Annotated in this window: 16 protein-coding genes and 1 pseudogene; 16 read left to right on the top strand and 1 reads right to left on the bottom strand. The window is 75.2% G+C overall.

Annotated elements, in window-relative coordinates; genetic code table 11:
* Positions 1 to 4 precede the first annotated feature (4 nt).
* The 13 genes and pseudogenes from O7606_RS01065 to O7606_RS01125 all read left to right on the top strand — a co-directional run bounded on the left by O7606_RS01065 (position 5) and on the right by O7606_RS01125 (position 11,750).
* Entirely contained in the window at positions 5 to 742 is a 738-nt protein-coding gene (locus O7606_RS01065) for a YggS family pyridoxal phosphate-dependent enzyme (RefSeq protein ID WP_281597094.1), read from the top strand.
* A gap of 185 nt (positions 743 to 927) precedes the next feature.
* Positions 928 to 1,626 carry a cell division protein SepF gene (gene sepF / locus O7606_RS01070; RefSeq protein WP_281597096.1) on the top strand — a complete coding sequence of 233 codons (699 nt, stop codon included), beginning with the start codon at positions 928 to 930 and terminating at the stop codon, positions 1,624 to 1,626.
* Between the two features lie 29 nt (positions 1,627 to 1,655).
* A complete protein-coding gene (locus O7606_RS01075) occupies positions 1,656 to 1,955 on the top strand; it encodes a YggT family protein (RefSeq protein ID WP_281597097.1) in 300 nt (99 codons plus the stop codon).
* Between the two features lie 51 nt (positions 1,956 to 2,006).
* Complete coding sequence (locus O7606_RS01080; RefSeq protein WP_281597098.1) at positions 2,007 to 2,807, top strand: DivIVA domain-containing protein; 801 nt, start codon at positions 2,007 to 2,009, stop codon at positions 2,805 to 2,807.
* 599 nt (positions 2,808 to 3,406) lie between these two features.
* Positions 3,407 to 3,652, top strand: a pseudogene (locus O7606_RS01085) (hypothetical protein); the annotation flags it as partial.
* A 4-nt stretch (positions 3,653 to 3,656) separates the two neighbouring features.
* Complete coding sequence (locus O7606_RS01090; protein WP_281597099.1) at positions 3,657 to 3,962, top strand: DUF167 domain-containing protein; 306 nt, start codon at positions 3,657 to 3,659, stop codon at positions 3,960 to 3,962.
* A 22-nt stretch (positions 3,963 to 3,984) separates the two neighbouring features.
* Positions 3,985 to 5,487: a potassium/proton antiporter gene (locus tag O7606_RS01095; RefSeq protein WP_281597100.1), complete on the top strand. Its 1,503-nt coding sequence runs from the start codon at positions 3,985 to 3,987 to the stop codon at positions 5,485 to 5,487.
* A 229-nt stretch (positions 5,488 to 5,716) separates the two neighbouring features.
* A complete protein-coding gene (locus tag O7606_RS01100) occupies positions 5,717 to 6,136 on the top strand; it encodes a TraR/DksA C4-type zinc finger protein (RefSeq protein WP_281597101.1) in 420 nt (139 codons plus the stop codon).
* A 70-nt stretch (positions 6,137 to 6,206) separates the two neighbouring features.
* A complete protein-coding gene (lspA, locus tag O7606_RS01105; protein WP_281597102.1) occupies positions 6,207 to 6,830 on the top strand; it encodes a signal peptidase II in 624 nt (207 codons plus the stop codon).
* Between the two features lie 56 nt (positions 6,831 to 6,886).
* The gene (locus O7606_RS01110) at positions 6,887 to 7,765 is read left to right on the top strand and encodes an RluA family pseudouridine synthase (protein WP_281599432.1); all 879 of its coding nucleotides are present in this window, start codon (positions 6,887 to 6,889) and stop codon (positions 7,763 to 7,765) included.
* A gap of 53 nt (positions 7,766 to 7,818) precedes the next feature.
* Positions 7,819 to 8,865, top strand: a complete 1,047-nt coding sequence (locus O7606_RS01115; RefSeq protein ID WP_281597103.1) for a hypothetical protein — start codon at positions 7,819 to 7,821, stop codon at positions 8,863 to 8,865.
* A 546-nt stretch (positions 8,866 to 9,411) separates the two neighbouring features.
* Positions 9,412 to 10,899, top strand: a complete 1,488-nt coding sequence (locus O7606_RS01120; protein ID WP_281599433.1) for an AAA family ATPase — start codon at positions 9,412 to 9,414, stop codon at positions 10,897 to 10,899.
* Positions 10,900 to 10,955: 56 nt separating this feature from the next.
* Positions 10,956 to 11,750, top strand: coding sequence for a DUF2567 domain-containing protein (locus tag O7606_RS01125; RefSeq protein WP_281597104.1), 795 nt, complete (start codon positions 10,956 to 10,958; stop codon positions 11,748 to 11,750).
* Here O7606_RS01125 and O7606_RS01130 read toward each other — a convergent pair.
* Positions 11,665 to 12,369, bottom strand: a complete 705-nt coding sequence (locus O7606_RS01130) for an LON peptidase substrate-binding domain-containing protein (protein WP_281597105.1) — start codon at positions 12,367 to 12,369, stop codon at positions 11,665 to 11,667. The genes O7606_RS01125 and O7606_RS01130 overlap by 86 nt on opposite strands.
* 102 nt (positions 12,370 to 12,471) lie before the next feature.
* On the opposite strand from O7606_RS01130, the gene hisD reads away from it, so the two are divergent.
* Genes hisD through hisB form a run of 3 tightly spaced genes read left to right on the top strand, consistent with a single transcriptional unit; the run spans position 12,472 to position 15,481 of the window.
* Entirely contained in the window at positions 12,472 to 13,794 is a 1,323-nt protein-coding gene (gene hisD / locus O7606_RS01135) for a histidinol dehydrogenase (RefSeq protein ID WP_281597106.1), read from the top strand.
* Positions 13,791 to 14,873 carry a histidinol-phosphate transaminase gene (locus O7606_RS01140; RefSeq protein ID WP_281597107.1) on the top strand — a complete coding sequence of 361 codons (1,083 nt, stop codon included), beginning with the start codon at positions 13,791 to 13,793 and terminating at the stop codon, positions 14,871 to 14,873. The genes hisD and O7606_RS01140 overlap by 4 nt, the downstream gene beginning before the upstream one ends.
* On the top strand, positions 14,870 to 15,481 hold the full coding sequence (hisB, locus tag O7606_RS01145; RefSeq protein WP_281597108.1) for an imidazoleglycerol-phosphate dehydratase HisB: 612 nt from the start codon (positions 14,870 to 14,872) through the stop codon (positions 15,479 to 15,481). The genes O7606_RS01140 and hisB overlap by 4 nt, the downstream gene beginning before the upstream one ends.
* Positions 15,482 to 15,498: the final 17 nt, after the last annotated feature.

The raw sequence follows: 15,498 nt of genomic DNA on the forward strand, positions 1-15,498 counted from the left end.
GCCGATGACCGATCGAGCCACCCCCGACCGCCGTGCCGAGCTCGCCGCCGGGCTGGCCCGGGTCCGGGCCAGGATCGCCGACGCCTGCGCCGCCGCGGGGCGGGACGACGCCGACGTGACCATGGTCGCGGTGACCAAGACCTACCCGGCCGGTGACGTGCTCGCCCTGGCCGACCTGGGCGTCGTGGACATGGGCGAGAACCGCGACCAGGAGGCGGCGCCGAAGGCCGCCGAGGTCGCCGCGGCCGGGTCGACCCCCCGGTGGCACTTCGTCGGCCAGCTCCAACGCAACAAGTGCCGCTCGGTGGCCCGTTACGCCGACGTGGTCCAGTCGGTGGACAGCGTCCGGCTGGCCGAGGCGCTCGACGGGGCGGCCGGCCAGCTCCGGGACCGTCCGCTGGAGGTGCTGGTCCAGGTCAGCATCGACGGCGACCCGGCCCGGGGTGGGGCGCTCCCGGGCTCGACCGACCCCGACCGGGGGCTGCTCCGGGTGGCCGAGAAGGTGGCCGCCGCCGGTGCTCTCCGGCTGGCCGGGCTGATGGCGGTGGCCCCGCTGGGCGGGGACCCGGAGCGCGCGTTCGCCCGACTCGCCGAGGTGGCCCGGGGCTTCCGGGCGGCCCATCCGACGGCGGTCGCGCTCTCCGCCGGGATGAGCGGCGACCTGGAGGTCGCGATCCGGTACGGCGCGACACATGTCCGCGTCGGCAGCGCGTTGCTCGGCATGCGTTCCACGCTGCGGTAGCCTGGCCGGGGAAGCGCAAATTACAACAGTGTTGTTTGGGCCGGCGTCCCCGTGTCGGGGGTCAGGCGGACGACCGCGAATCGTCCGCCCGGGGTTGCCGGGCCGTTGGGCGGGGGATGGCCCACCCGCGACACGCGACACGGGCACGGGGGCGCGTGCCGCACGGCGGACGGAAGGGCGCGGCGATGGGTGCACTGCGCAAGGCGGGGGTCTGGCTCGGTCTCGTCGAGGAGGACGACGAGCGGGGCTACGACGACGGTGGCTACGACAAGGGGGGCTACCGGGAGTCGCGGTACCGGCAGAGCCGGTACGCCGAGGAGTTCGCCGACGAGAACGACGACGAGGACGACGAGCCGCCCACGCCCCGGCCACGGGCGGGCGAGCGGAGCCGGCTGTCCGAGCGGGCCGGCGCGCGCGCCGACAGCGACCGGACCGAGTCCGACCGGCCGGAGCGTCCGGAGCGGGCCGAGCGGGCCAGCGTCCGGTCCATCACCCGGTCGGGCGCGGACGCCTCGGGCGCGCTCACGTACCACACCCGGGACAATCTCGCCCTGGCGCCGCAGGCGCAGCCCCGGGAGCGGGCCGTGGTCGCCGAGGAGGAGCAGCGGTACCAGATCACCACGCTGCACCCGACCACGTACCGGGAGGCCCGGACGATCGGCGAGCACTTCCGCGACGGCGTGCCGGTGATCATCAACCTCACCGAGATGGACGAGGCGGACGCCCGCCGTCTGGTGGACTTCGCCGCCGGACTGGCCTTCGGCCTGCGGGGTACGATCGAGCGCGTGACCAACCGGGTGTTCCTGCTCTCGCCGGCCAACGTCCAGGTCACCGCGGAGGACAAGGCCAAGATCGCCGAGGGCGGCTTTTTCAGCCTGGGTTAACACCCCCCGAACGAGGGACGTCGCCTGTCGTGTTGTCGATCGTGCTGCAAGTGGTCTACCTGGTTCTCTACGTCTTCCTGCTGCTCCTGCTGGCCCGGTTCGTGCTGAGCGCCGTGCTCCAGTACGGTCGTCGCTGGCAGCCGGGACGGGGAGCGTCGGTGGGACTGGAATCCGTGTGGAGCGTCACTGATCCGCCTCTCAAGGCGTTGAGGCGAGTGATCCCTCCGCTGCGGATTGGTACCGTGAGCATCGACCTGGCTTCCCTTGTGCTCCTGGTTATCCTGTTCGTGCTGATGGAGTTCGTGTTAAGGCGGCTGATCCTCGGGTGAGCACCCGGGGCCCAGCCCGCTACGCGGCCGCAACTGACCCGAGGAGTTTCGATGCCGCTTACCCCGGCCGACGTCCACAACGTCGCCTTCAAAAAGCCGCCGATCGGCAAGCGGGGGTATGACGAGGAGGAGGTTGACGCCTTCTTGGACGAGGTCGAGCGCGAGCTGGCCCGTCTGATAGAGGAGAACAACGAGCTCCGCGCCCAGGTGGAGCGCGGAGGTCGGGGCGGCGCGCCCGCCGGCCCCGGCGCCGACGCCCGTCTCGCCGCCGAGCTGAACGACGTCAAGGCCCAGCTCGACCGGGTGCAGCGCGACAAGGCCGCGGCCGAGCAGGCCGCCCGCGCGATGCAGGCCGAGCTGGAGCAGGTCCGCACGCAGGGCGCTCCGGCCGCCACCGGCGACGGTGAGCAGCAGGCGCTGCGGGTGCTGATGATGGCCCAGCGCACCGCCGACGACCACCTCTCCGACGCCCGTCGTGAGGCCGACCAGCTTCTCTCCGAGGCCCGGTCGAAGGCCGAGGAGGTCACCCGCGAGGCCCGCGCCAAGGCCGACGCGCTGGAGCGGGACGCCCGGCAGCGGCACCAGGAGGCCATGGGTGGCCTGGACGCCAAGCGCACCGCGCTGTCCAAGCACATCGAGGAGCTCAAGCAGTTCGAGCGCGAGTACCGCACCCGGCTCAAGGCGTACCTGGAGAGCCAGTTGCGTGACCTGGGCGCCCGCGGCCAGGACATCGAGGCCGACCTCAACGGCAGCGAGGGCGCCCGCAGCGTGGGCGGTGGCGGACTCGCCACCGCCGGCCTGGGCGGCGCGTACGGCGCAGGGCGCTCCAACGCCCTCGAAGCCGGGCACTGAGCCCGACCCACACCGGAACCGGTTCGGACACGACGCGGCGGGGGTGAGCCGTGATAGTCGGCAGTCTTCTGCTCATCCTCGTCGCCGTCGTGCTCCTGGTGGCCGGGCTGGTCGGCGGGTCCAGCCTCCTGCTGGTCTCCTCCATCGCGGCCAGTCTGCTGGCCGCCGTGGCTCTCGTGGTGGGCGCCCGCCAGGCGGCCGCCGCCCGGGTCGCGGCGGAACAGGGCACGGACGGGCCCGACGGCGACCGTCCGCGCCGGGTTGACGTCGCGGCGACCGGCGCCGCCCGCAGGTCGGACGCCGACCACACGACCGACGCCGGTCACGCGACCGCGCCGGATTCCGGCCACCCGGTCGGCGCCGGCTATCCGACCGGGCCGGATGCCGGCTATCCGGCCGACACCGGCTTCGCGGCCGACGCCGTGCGGGCGACCGCGCCGGATTCCGCCGACCCGGCCCGGCCCCGCACCGAGCAGACCGTGCCGGTCCAGTTCGTCCCCGCCGGGGCCGACGACGACGGATGGCGGCAACCATCCGAGCCGTCGACGGTCGCGGCGGCGCCGTCCGACCCGCGTGCCCCCGACGCCAGGGCCGCCGCGGCTCCGGCCGACGAGCCGGACGTTCAACCGGTCGACCCGGCCGACGCGGCCCGGGTGGCCCGGCTCGACGACGAGGTGCTGGTGGTCGACGGCCGACCCCGCTACCACCTCGCCGACTGCGTGCGCCTGATCGGCCGGGACCCGGAGGCGCTACCGGTGTCCGAGGCGGTGGAGCTCGGCTTCACCCCCTGCGCGGACTGCGCCCCGGACACCGCGCTGCTGGCCGCCGACTCCCGGCCGTCCTGACCACGTGCTGGCGGACGACACGCTCACCGTCGCGGTCCGGGTGAAGCCGGGGGCCGCCCGGGTCCGGGTGGGCGGTCGGTTCGACGGGCCGTACGGCCCGGCCCTGGTCGTCGCGGTGCACGCGCCGCCGGTGGACGGGCGGGCCACCGAGGCGGCCCGGCTGGCCCTGGCCCGCGCGCTCGGCGTACGGCCGGCGGCGGTGTCGTTGCGGGCCGGCGCGGCCAGCCGCGACAAACTCTTCGTGGTGGCCCACCCGGATCCCGTGGTGGCGCAGGCGCTGTCCCGGCTGCGGGACGGGTCGGGCGGGTGACCCGGCTGGGTCGGCGACGCCGGTGACCACCGAGCTGGACGTCGCGCTCCTGGTGGGGGCGGCGGTGCTGCTGGTGGCGGTCGGCGCGGTCCGGTTCTCCACCCGGCTCGGGCTGCCGAGCCTGCTGGTCTACCTGGCGCTCGGCGTGGCGATCGGCCGGTCCGGGCTGGGCATCCGGTTCGACGACGCCGAGCTGACCCGCGTCCTCGGTTTCTGCGCCCTCATCGTGATCATCGCGGAGGGTGGACTGACCGCCCGGTGGAGCGCCCTGCGGCCGGTGCTCGGGCTGGCCGCCACGCTGTCCACCGTCGGGGTGCTGGTGAGCATCGTGGTGGTGGGGCTCGCCGTGCACCTGCTGCTCGGGCTGGACTGGCGGCTGGCGCTGCTCTACGGCGCGGTGCTGTCGTCGACCGACGCCGCCGCGGTCTTCGCCACCCTGCGCCGGCTGCGTCTGCCGCCCCGGCTGGTGGCGACCCTGGAGGCCGAGTCGGGGATGAACGACGCCCCGGTGGTGCTGCTGGTGGTGCTGCTGTCCCGGGGGTTCCCGCTGCCCCACCCGTGGTGGCAGGAGACGCTCCTGATCGGCTACGAGCTGGTCGGCGGCGCCCTGGTGGGTCTCGCCGCCGGGTGGCTCGGCCGGTCGGCGTTGCGCCGGGCGGCGCTGCCCTCGGCGGGGCTCTACCCGATCGCGGTGGTCGGCTTCACCGTGCTGGCGTACGCGGCCGGGGCGTTGCTGCACGCCTCCGGTTTCCTCGCCGTCTACGTCGCGGGGGTGCTGCTCGGCAACGCCCGGCTGCCGCACCGGCAGGCGATCCTGGGCTTCGCCGACGGGTTGGCCTGGTTGGCGCAGATCGGGCTGTTCGTGCTGCTCGGCCTGCTGGTGACCCCGGCGCGGCTGGACGAGGCGGTGCTGCCCGCGCTGGTCGCCGGGCTGGCGCTGCTGTTCCTGGCCCGGCCGGTGAGCGTGGCGCTGTCGGCGGCGCCGTTCCGCTTCGGCCTGCGGGAGCAGGCCTTCCTGTCCTGGGCGGGGCTGCGCGGCGCGGTGCCGATCGTGTTGGCCACCATTCCGCTCTCCGAACGGGTGCCCGGCGCGGACCGGCTCTTCGACTCGGTCTTCGTGCTGGTGGTGATCTTCACGGTGGTGCAGGCCGGGACGCTGGCGTCGGCGGCCCGCCGGCTGCGGGTGACCGCGCCGGCGGAGGCCGCGGAGCTCCGGGTGGAGACGGCCCCGTTGGAGCGGATGCGGGCCGACCTGCTCCAGGTGGCCGTGCCGGCCGGCTCCCGGCTGGCCGGCGTGCACGTGGACGAGTTGCGGCTGCCGCCGGGCGCGTCGGTGACCCTGGTGACGCGGGACGGCGGCGGGTTCGTGCCGGGGCCGGACACCCGGCTCAGGGTGGGCGACGGTCTCCTGATCGTGGCGACCGTGGAGGCGCGGGACGCGGCGGAGCGTCGGCTGCGGGCGGTCAGTCGGCGGGGCCGGCTCGCCCGGTGGTTCGGGGAGGACGGCGCGGACCGAGGCGATTGACGCAGGTTGCCCCTTTACCCCGATTGGTCATTGTTCGGAACTGAAATACGGGATCCTGGTGCGGCACGTTGTCGGACGCCTGTACGTTCCGTATTCTTGCGATTCTCCGGAGTGCGCGGCTGCTGCCGCGCGCCCCTTTTGTTGGTGGGGGACGCCAGGCTGACCAGCCGCGGCGGCGCCCCTCCAGGCACCGGCGATCGGCGCGGGTGCCGCGGCCGAGGGAGGCACGATGGCGAAGCCAGCCGACACCAGGACCGCCGGACGCAAACCGGCGGCGAAGGGCACCCGCAGCGCCGCGGAGACCGAGAAGATCCGGGCCGCCCTGGCGGCCCGCCGGGACGAGTTGCGCGCCGAGTACGATCAGACCCTGAGTGAGATCACCGAGCTCCAGCGCGACCGGTTGACCGACTCGGCCGGCGACGACCCGGCCGACACCGGCTCCCGGACCTTCGAGCGGGAGCAGGAGATCTCCCTCGCCAACAGCATCCTGGAACGGATCACGCAGGTCGAACGGGCGCTGGAGCGGCTCGACGAGGGCGGCTACGGCTGGTGTGAGCGGTGCGGCAACCCGATCCCGGTGGAGCGGCTCGCCGCCTTCCCGGCGGCGACCCTCTGCGTGACCTGCAAGCAGCTGGAGGAGCGACGCTGAGGTGTCGTCGCTCCCCGGCCCCGGATGGAGAGCCGGTGAGCGATCACCGCGGAGCGTCGATGGGGAGCAGATGACGGCAGCACGGCCGACCGGGCCCGTAACCGCCGAGCCGGGCGGGGGCGTGGCCCGGCGCCGCGCGGTCGTGGTGCTCGCCCTCACCGCCGGGTCCGCGTTCCTGGCCGATGTCTCCACCAAGCACATCGCGCTGGCCACCCTCGACGACCGTGAGCCGGTACGGCTGCTCGGCGGCGCGGTCTACCTCACCCTGACCCGCAACAGCGGCGCGGCGTTCAGCCTCGGCGCCGACCACACCTGGGTGTTCTCGGTGATCACCCTGGGCGTGATCGGCTGGATCGGCTGGATGGCGCTGCGGCTGCGGTCGACGCCCTGGGCGGTGTCGCTCGGCCTGGTGCTCGGCGGGGCGCTGGGCAACCTCGCCGACCGGATCTTCCGGGCGCCCGGGCACTTCGTCGGGCACGTGGTCGACATGGTCAGCCTCTTCGACCCGTACGGGCGGGTGTGGCCGGTGTTCAACCTGGCCGACAGCGCCCTGGTCAGCGGGGTGGCCCTGGCCATCGGGCTGGAGCTCACCGGGCGTCGACGCGACGGCGGGCGGGTCGGCCGGGGCGACCCGGACGCCGCGCCGGACGGGGCCCCGACCACGACCGACGCCGTCCAGCGGGAGCGCGCGTGAGCGCCCCCGGTGGCGGCGACCACCGTTCCCTGCCGGTCCCCGACGGCCTCGACGGGATGCGCCTCGACCAGGCCGTGGCCCGGCTCTTCGGGCTGTCCCGCACCGCCGCCGCCGCCCTGGTCGACGCGGGCGACGCGATGGTCGACGGCGTCGCGCGGCCCAACTCGCACAAGGTCAAGGCGGGGTCCTGGCTGGACGTCACCCTGCCCGCGCCGGTCGCCCCGCCCACCGTGGTGCCGCAGGCCGTGCCCGGCCTGCGGGTGGTCCACGCCGACGACGACATCGTCGTGGTGGACAAACCGGTGGGGGTGGCCGCCCACCCCAGCCCCGGCTGGACCGGCCCCACCGTCATCGGTGGGCTCGCCGCGATCGGGCACCGCATCTCCACCAGCGGCGCGGCCGAGCGGCAGGGCGTGGTGCACCGGCTCGACGTGGGCACCACCGGGATCATGGTGGTCGCCAAGAGCGAGCAGGCGTACACCGCGCTGAAGCGGGCGTTCAAACACCGCGAGGTCGACAAGCAGTACCACGCCGTCGTGCAGGGCCACCTGGATCCGCTGCGCGGCACCGTCGACGCCCCGATCGACAGGCACCCGCACCACGACTACCGCTGGGCGGTGGTCTCCGGCGGCAAGCCGAGCGTCACCCACTACGACACGGTCGAGGCGTTCCCGGCGGCGAGCCTGGTCGACGTGCGGCTGGAGACCGGCCGGACCCACCAGATCCGGGTGCACTTCTCCACGCTGCGCCATCCGTGCGTCGGTGACCTGACCTACGGCGCGGACCCCACCCTGTCGGCCCGGCTGGGCCTGTCCAGACAGTGGCTGCACGCCCGCGCGTTGAGCTTCCTGCACCCCCGAACGGGGGACGAGGTCCGCTTCGTCAGCGACTACCCTGACGACTTGGACCGCGCGTTGCGCCGCCTGCGTGACTGAGCCGGGCGCCCACCGGCGGTCCACGAGCGCCGAGGTGAGGAGAGGACGGTCGGGTGCGTACCGGTGAGCTGTTGCGCCGACTGGACCAGCGGCTCCTGCCGCCGTTGGCGCGGGCCCTGACCGGCCGGAGCGACGCCCGGCCCCGGGCGCTGGCCTGGGTCGCGTTCGCCTCGGTGGGCGCGGTCCTGTTCACCGCGGTCTGGACGACCGGCCGGCCGCCGGCGGGCGATCGCACGGTGGGCGAGGTCACCCGGGTCGGGGTGGGCGACGGCGACTCCATCCCCGGCTATCTGCGCGCCGCCGACGACGAGCTGGCCGCGCTGCCCGACCCGGCGCCGTCCGGTGCGGCCACCTGGGCCCTGGTGTCGCTGGCCGAGTACCTCCCCCCGGCGCGGCTCGCCCCGGTGCTGGGCGACATCGGGGTCTCCGCGGTGTTCGGCCGGGTGCCGCTGCCCGGCCGGCAGACCGAGATCGTCCGGATTCCGGCGCTGCGGGTGCCGGACGACGTGGTCGCCGGGATGACCGAGCTGGCCGTCCGCAAGGACCGCGAGGCCGCGGACTACCGCGCCCGGGGCGCGGAGCTGGCCGGCGGCGATCCGCAGGCCCGGGAGCTGCGCGAGTGGTACGACAGCAGCGCGCGGGTGGCGGCGGCCGAGGCGGCGGCGTACCGGGCCGGGTGCTCGTGCGTGTACGCGGCGGTGGTCCGCGCCGAGCCGGCCAAGCTGCGGTCGGTGGCCGGTCGACCCGGTGTCCGCGCGGTCGATCCCGCGCCCGAGGTGCGGCGGCTGGACCGGACGGTCTTCACCCCGCCCCTGCCCGAGCAGCGGGACGAGGCCCGCCCGCCGGCCGACACGGAGCTGCCGACCGTGCCGTCGTCGCCCCGGACGAGCCCGGCCCCGTCGGCCACCGGGTCGACCGGCGCGCCGGCCACCGGGTCGACCGACGCGCCGGCCACCGGCCCACCGAGCGTTCCGGCGCCGACCACCGCCGGGCCCGCGCCGACCACCTCCGTCGCGCCCGGGGGCGTCCCGTCGCCCGTGCCCACGACGGCGCCCTCGACCGCGGCGATCGACGGGAGCGATTCCGCACCGACACCGTGAGACCGGCGACGGGGAGGTGCGCGTACCGGTGTGCTCCGAATAGGGTTGACTTCGTAGCCTGTCGGGCGGAGATCGATGGCGCTGGGAGGGCGAGCCTTGGACGGCACCGAGACCGGTTGGGGTCGCTCGGCCGAACCAGCACCACGTTGGCGCACGCTTCTCGACCGGGCTCGCCTCGGTGGTCGCGGCGGCGTGGAGCCGGCCGAGGTCGATCCACGGGCGGACGAGCCGTTCCTGCCCCCGGCCGACGAGCCCTTCCTGCCCCCGGCCCCGGACCCGCTGCCCCGGCGTGGCGGCAACGGGTACGCCGGCCGGGCCCGCCCGGTCGAGCCCGGCTACGGCCCCGAGCCCGGCTACCGGCCGGATCCGACGTACTCTGCTGATTCCGGCTATTCGCCTGATTCCGGCTATTCGCCGGAGCCCGGTCGCCCGACCGACGCCGGGTACCGGGCCGAACCCGGCTACCGGCCCGAGCCGGGGTACCGCGGCGAGCCGGCCCGCCCGCCGGCGGACGCCTACCCGGCCGAGCCGACGTACCGCTCCGAGGTGGGCTACCGGTCCGAGGCGGGCCGTCGAGCCGAGGCGGGCTACCGGGCCGGCCCCGGCTACCGGGCGGACCGGGGTCACCGCGCCGAGCCGGCGTACCAGCCCGAGCCGCCGTATCAGGCCGAGCCGGCGTACCAGGCCGAGCCGCCGTACCAGCCCGAGCCGGCGTACCAGGTCGAGCCCGAGCCGCAGCCCCGTTCAGAGCTCGCACGTCGGACCGGGCCGGGGTACCCGGTCGAGCCGGTCTACCGGGCCGGCCCGCCCCACCCGGCGAACCCGGTCGGCCCGACGCGCCAGCCCGGCCAGACCACTCCGGGCGGCCTGACGCGCCAGCCCGATCCGGCGCAGCCGGCCGGTCCGACGCGTCAGGTCGGTCCGGGCTACCAGGCGGAGCCGGCGTACCGGGCCGATGCGGGGTACCAGACCGAACCGGCGTACCTGGCGGACCGCTCGTACCCGGCGGAGCCGAAGCCGCCGGCCGAGTCGCGCTACGCGCTGCTGGAGCAGTACCGGCACAACCCGGCCGGCCACGCCGCCGAGAGCCGGTACCGGACCCCGGACAACGGCTACCGCCAGGAGCCGGGCCACCCGCCGGTGGCGGCACGGGCGGCGGTGCCCACGGTCACCGACCGCGGCTACCCGGCCCGGTTGGAGTGGCGACCGCCGGTGGCCGCCGGGTCCGACCAGGACCGGGCGGCGGCGATCCTGCGGCGGGACTTCGGCAGCCCACGGGTGCTCGCCTTCGCCAACCCCAAGGGCGGCGTGCACAAGACCACCGCCACCGTGCTGGCCGCCGCGACCATCGGCAGCGTACGCGGTCGTGGCGTGCTGGCCTGGGACGACAACGAGCTGCGCGGCACGCTCGGACTGCGCGCCGGCAGCGCCCGGCACGCCCGCACCATCCGGCACCTGATCAACGACCTCGCGACCATCGAGATCACCCAGGGCGCCGACCTGACCGAGCAGCTCGACGACTACCTGCGGCACGCCTCCGACGGCTCGTACGACGTGCTGGCCGGCGAGGAGAGTCCGCGCTTCGCCCAGAAGCTCGACAAGCACACCGTGCAGCGGGTGCTCGACCTGCTGCGCCGGACGCACGACGTGATCTGTGTGGACACCGGCAACAACGTGGAGAGCGCCAACTGGCGTACCGTCATGCAGGCCGCCGACCAGCTCGTGCTCACCACGGTGCCCCGCGAGGACGCGGCGTTCAGCGCCGACTGGATGCTCGACTGGCTGCACGAGGTCGGCATGGGCGAGCTGGCCGACAACGCGGTCACCCTGCTGTCCTGTCCCAACCCGGAGCGCTCGTCGCTGCTGGACGACTTTCAGCGGCACTTCGCGACCCGCACCAGGGCGGTAACCGTGGTGCCGTACGACCCGGCCCTGGAGACCGGCTCGTCGATCGAGTACCACCAGCTCCAGCCGGAGACCCGGCAGGCGTGGCTGCGGGCCGCCGGGGTCATGCTGGAGCCGTTCGGCCGGTGAGCCCCACCCTGCCACCGCGGGCCCGGCACGTCGCGCCGGCCTGAGAGGATCACCGGGTGAGCCCGGCGAATTCCGACCCCGACCCCGACCGCGCCGACGCGACGTCCCCGCCGCCCCCGAGCGCCGCGTCCCCGTGGGCCGAACCGGCCGTCCCGTCGCCACCCGACGACCCGGCCCGTCCCGGCCCGCCTGTCCCGCCCGGCGGGCCCGTCCCGGCCGGCACGGTCCGCCGACGGGCCGTGCTGGCCGCCACGGTGACGCTCGTCCTCACCGTGCTGGGCGCCGGGCTCGGCCTGCTCTGGGTGGCGCTCGCCCCCGGCACCCCGGTGGTCCGCACCGCCGACGGGGCGGTCTACGCCGAGCCACAGCCCGAGCAGCCGATCGCGGCGGACGGCTGGTTCAGCCTGCTCGGCCTCGGCTTCGGGGTGCTCGCCGCGATCGGGCTGTGGCTCCTGCTGCGCCGGCACCGGGGCCCGCTCGGCCTGTTCGCGGTGGTGCTCGGTTGTCTGGGCGCGGCGGTGGTGGCCTGGCGGCTGGGCCGGACGATCGGCCTGTCCCGGTACGAGCGGCTGCTGACCGAGGCCCCGGTCGGCGTCGGCTTCGACCGGCCCGTCGACCTGCGCGCGGGCGGGATCGAGGTGTACTTCGGCGTGCTGCCCCTGCCGTACGGGGACCTGCTGCTGCCGGCGTTCGCCGCCGCCGTCACGTACACCCTGCTGGCCGGCTGGTCGCGGTGGCCGTCGCTGCGCCCCGAGCCGGTCGACCTCAGTTGGGCGCCGGCGGCCCCGACAGCTCCCGCAGCGGCACCGGAACCGCCCGCACCTGACGCAGCAGAGCCGCCTCGCGGTTGAGCAGCCGCAGCTCGGCGCGGAGCCGGTCGGCGGTGTCGTCAACGGCGAGCAGCCGCTGCCGGTCGGCGACGGTCAGCGCGGCGGTCGCCGCGACCAGGTGGGACAGCACGGTCGGATCCTCCGGCAACTGCTCGGCGATCGCCTCCGGGTCGGGTCGGACCAGGCCGAGGTACTGCCGGAAGACCGCGATCACCCGGGCGGCGAGCACGCCGGTGACCTCGTCCGGCTCGGCCGGCTCGGGCAGCCACTCCACCTCGGCGGTCAGATACGGCGCGGAGCGCTCGTCGACCGAGGTGAGCCGGAACCGCCGCCGGCCCACGGTCACCACGTCGAAGCCGCCGTCGGGCAGCTCGGTGACCTGCCGCAGCTCCGCCGTGCAGCCCACCTCGTACAGGGTGACCCCGGCCAGCCCGACCGGCGACCCGTCGGGCGGGGCGGGCGGGGCGACCTCGGAGCCGCGCCGGATCGCCACCACCCCGAACTCGCGGGGCACGCCGTCCGGCAGCTCCACCAGGCGCCGGATCAGCGCCCGGTAGCGTTCCTCGAAGATGTGCAGGGGCAGCACCAACCCCGGGAAGAGGACTGTCCCGAGCGGAAACACCGGCAGCCGCGCAGTCACGCCGTCGAGGGTAGCCCGATCGACGCCGACGTGGCTGGCCTCACCGTCCCGCCGTACGGACGCCCCGGGGCCCTCGCGACCGGGCCGCCTAGACTCGCAGGTGTGCTGAACCGGATCGACCTGCGCGGGAGCACCCGTGACCCGCGCCGTCTGCTGCCCCGTGCCCAGCTCGACGTCTCCGTGGCGGTCGAGCGGATCCGTCCGATCGTGGAGGCGGTCCGGGAGCATGGCTACTCCGCGATCCGCGAGGCGAGCGAACGTTTCGACCAGGTGGCCCCGGCCCGGCTCCGGGTGCCGGCCGAGACGATCGCCGCCGCCGAGGGCGCCCTCGACCCGCAGGTACGCGCCGCGCTGCTGGAGTCGATCGCCCGTGCCCGCCGGGTCCACGCCGACCAGCGGCGCGTCGACCACACCACCCGGGTGGCCCCGGGCGGCACGGTCACCGAACGCTGGCTACCGGTGGACCGGGTCGGCCTCTACGTCCCCGGCGGCCTGGCGATGTACCCGTCGACGGTGGTGATGAACGTGGTCCCCGCCCAGGCGGCCGGGGTCCGGTCGCTGGTCGTGGCCAGTCCGCCGCAGCGGGACAACGACGGCCTGCCCGACGCCCGGGTGCTCGCCGCGTGCGCGCTGCTCGGCGTGGACGAGGTGTACGCGGTGGGCGGCGCGCAGGCGGTGGCGATGCTGGCGCACGGGTCCACCACCGACGCCGAGGGCCTGACCACCTGTGACCCGGTCGACATGATCACCGGGCCGGGCAACATCTGGGTGACCGCCGCCAAGCGGCTGCTGCGCGGGGTGGTCGGCATCGACGCCGAGGCCGGGCCGACCGAGATCGCCATTCTCGCCGACGACACCGCCGACCCGGCGCACGTCGCCGCCGACCTGATCAGCCAGGCCGAGCACGACCCGCTCGCGGCGAGCGTGCTGGTCACCCCGTCGACCGTGCTGGCGGACGCGGTCGACGCGGAGCTGGCCCGGCAGGTGCCGGCCACCAAGCACGCCGACCGGATCGGCACGGCGCTGGGCGGTGAGCAGAGCGGCGTCGTCCTGGTCGACGACCTGACGGCCGGGCTGCGGGTGGTCGACGCGTACGCCGCCGAACACCTGGAGATCCAGACCGAGAACGCCCGCGAGTGGGCGCTGCGGGTACGCAACGCCGGGGCGATCTTCGTCGGCCCGTGGTCGCCGGTGTCGCTCGGCGACTACTGCGCCGGCTCCAACCACGTGCTGCCCACCGGCGGCTGCGCCCGGCACTCCTCGGGCCTGTCCGTGCAGTCCTTCCTGCGCGGCGTCCACCTGGTGGAGTACACCCAGGAGGCGCTGCGCGAGGTGGCCCCGCACGTGGTCGCCCTGGCGACCGTGGAGGACCTGCCCGCGCACGGCCAGGCGGTCACCGCCCGCTTCCCGCAGGCCCGCCCGTGACCGGCATCGACGACCTGCCGATCCGCGACGACCTGCGCGGTCTGTCGCCGTACGGGGCGCCGCAGCTCGACGTGCCGGTGCGACTGAACACCAACGAGAACTCGTACGCGGTGCCCGAGCCGGTGGCCGAGGCGATCGGCAAGGCGCTCGCCGCCGAGCTGCGTGACCTCAACCGCTACCCGGACCGGGACGCCGTGGCGCTGCGCGCCGACCTGGCCGGTTACCTCGGGCACGGGCTGACCGTCGACCAGGTGTGGGCGGCCAACGGCTCCAACGAGATCCAGCAGCAGCTCCTCCAGACCTTCGGCGGGCCGGGCCGGCTGGCGTTGGGCTTCACCCCGGCGTACTCGATGCACCCGCTGCTGGCGTTGGGCGCCGGCACCGCCTGGCAGCCGGCCCGCCGCGGCGCGGACTTCGGCCTGACCGCCGACGGCGCGGTCGCCCAGGTCCGCGAGTACCGGCCCGACGTGGTGTTCCTCTGCTCGCCGAACAACCCCACCGGCACCGCGCTGGACCCGGCGGTGGTGGCCGCGGTGCTGGACGTGGCCCCCGGCATGGTGGTGGTCGACGAGGCGTACGCCGAGTTCGCCCGGCCCGGCACGGTCAGCGCCCTGGCCCTGCTGCCCGGTCACCCCCGGCTGGTGGTGACCCGGACGATGAGCAAGGCCTTCGGGTTCGCCGGCGGCCGGCTGGGCTACCTGGCGGCCGACCCGGCCGTGGTGGCGGCGGTGCAGCTCGTCCGGCTGCCGTACCATCTCTCGGCGCTGACCCAGGCCGCCGCCCGCGCGGCGCTGGCCCACCGCGACGCCCTGCTCGGCACGGTGACCGCGATCATGGCGCAACGCGACCGGATCGTGGCCACCCTGCGGGCCCGGGGGCTGCGGGTGGCCGACAGCGACGCCAACTTCGTCCTGTTCGAGGTCGGTGGCGACCAGACGGTGGCCTGGCGGGCCCTGCTCGACGCCGGGGTGCTGGTCCGCGACGTGGGCCTGCCCGGCTGGCTGCGGGTCACCGCCGGCACCCCCGCCGAGACCGACGCGTTCCTCTCAGCCCTTTCTGCGATGGAGAAACCAACATGAGCCGGACCGCCCGGGTGGAGCGGATCACCAAGGAGACCAAGGTCCTGGTCGAGATCGACCTGGACGGCGCCGGCGCGGCGGAGATCAGCACCGGCGTCGGCTTCTACGACCACATGCTGAACCAGATCGCCAGGCACGGCGGCTTCGACCTCACCGTGCGGACCGTCGGCGACCTGGAGATCGACGCCCACCACACGATGGAGGACACCGCGCTCGCCCTGGGCGCCGCGTTCGACCAGGCGCTGGGGGACAAGGCCGGCATCCGGCGGTACGGCTCGGCGACCGTCCCGATGGACGAGGTGCTGGTCCGCGCCGCGGTGGACCTGTCCGGCCGCCCGTACGTGGTGCACGACGAGCCGGTGCTGGCCCCGTACATCGGGCCGGTGTACCCGACCAGCATGACCCGGCACATCTGGGAGTCGTTCGGCCAGGCGGCCCGGATCACCCTGCACGTGGACGTGCTGCGGGCGGCCCGCCCCGGCGGCCACCCGGACGCGCACCACGTGGTGGAGGCGCAGTTCAAGGCGGTGTCCCGGGCGCTGCGCGAGGCCACCGCGATCGACCCCCGGTCGGCCGGCGTGGTGCCCAGCACCAAGGGCGCGCTGTGACCGCGTCCGCGCCCGGC

The organism is Micromonospora sp. WMMD882, from assembly GCF_027497255.1.
Taxonomy (GTDB): Bacteria; Actinomycetota; Actinomycetes; order Mycobacteriales; family Micromonosporaceae; genus Micromonospora.

Coding starts and splice junctions, on each gene's coding strand:
- sepF (WP_281597096.1), top strand. CDS start 928: ATGGGTGCACTGCGCAAGGCGGGGGTCTGGCTCGGTCTCGTCGAGGAG.
- lspA (WP_281597102.1), top strand. CDS start 6,207: ATGACGGCAGCACGGCCGACCGGGCCCGTAACCGCCGAGCCGGGCGGG.
- O7606_RS01100 (WP_281597101.1), top strand. CDS start 5,717: ATGGCGAAGCCAGCCGACACCAGGACCGCCGGACGCAAACCGGCGGCG.
- hisB (WP_281597108.1), top strand. CDS start 14,870: ATGAGCCGGACCGCCCGGGTGGAGCGGATCACCAAGGAGACCAAGGTC.
- O7606_RS01065 (WP_281597094.1), top strand. CDS start 5: ATGACCGATCGAGCCACCCCCGACCGCCGTGCCGAGCTCGCCGCCGGG.
- O7606_RS01110 (WP_281599432.1), top strand. CDS start 6,887: ATGCGCCTCGACCAGGCCGTGGCCCGGCTCTTCGGGCTGTCCCGCACC.
- O7606_RS01080 (WP_281597098.1), top strand. CDS start 2,007: ATGCCGCTTACCCCGGCCGACGTCCACAACGTCGCCTTCAAAAAGCCG.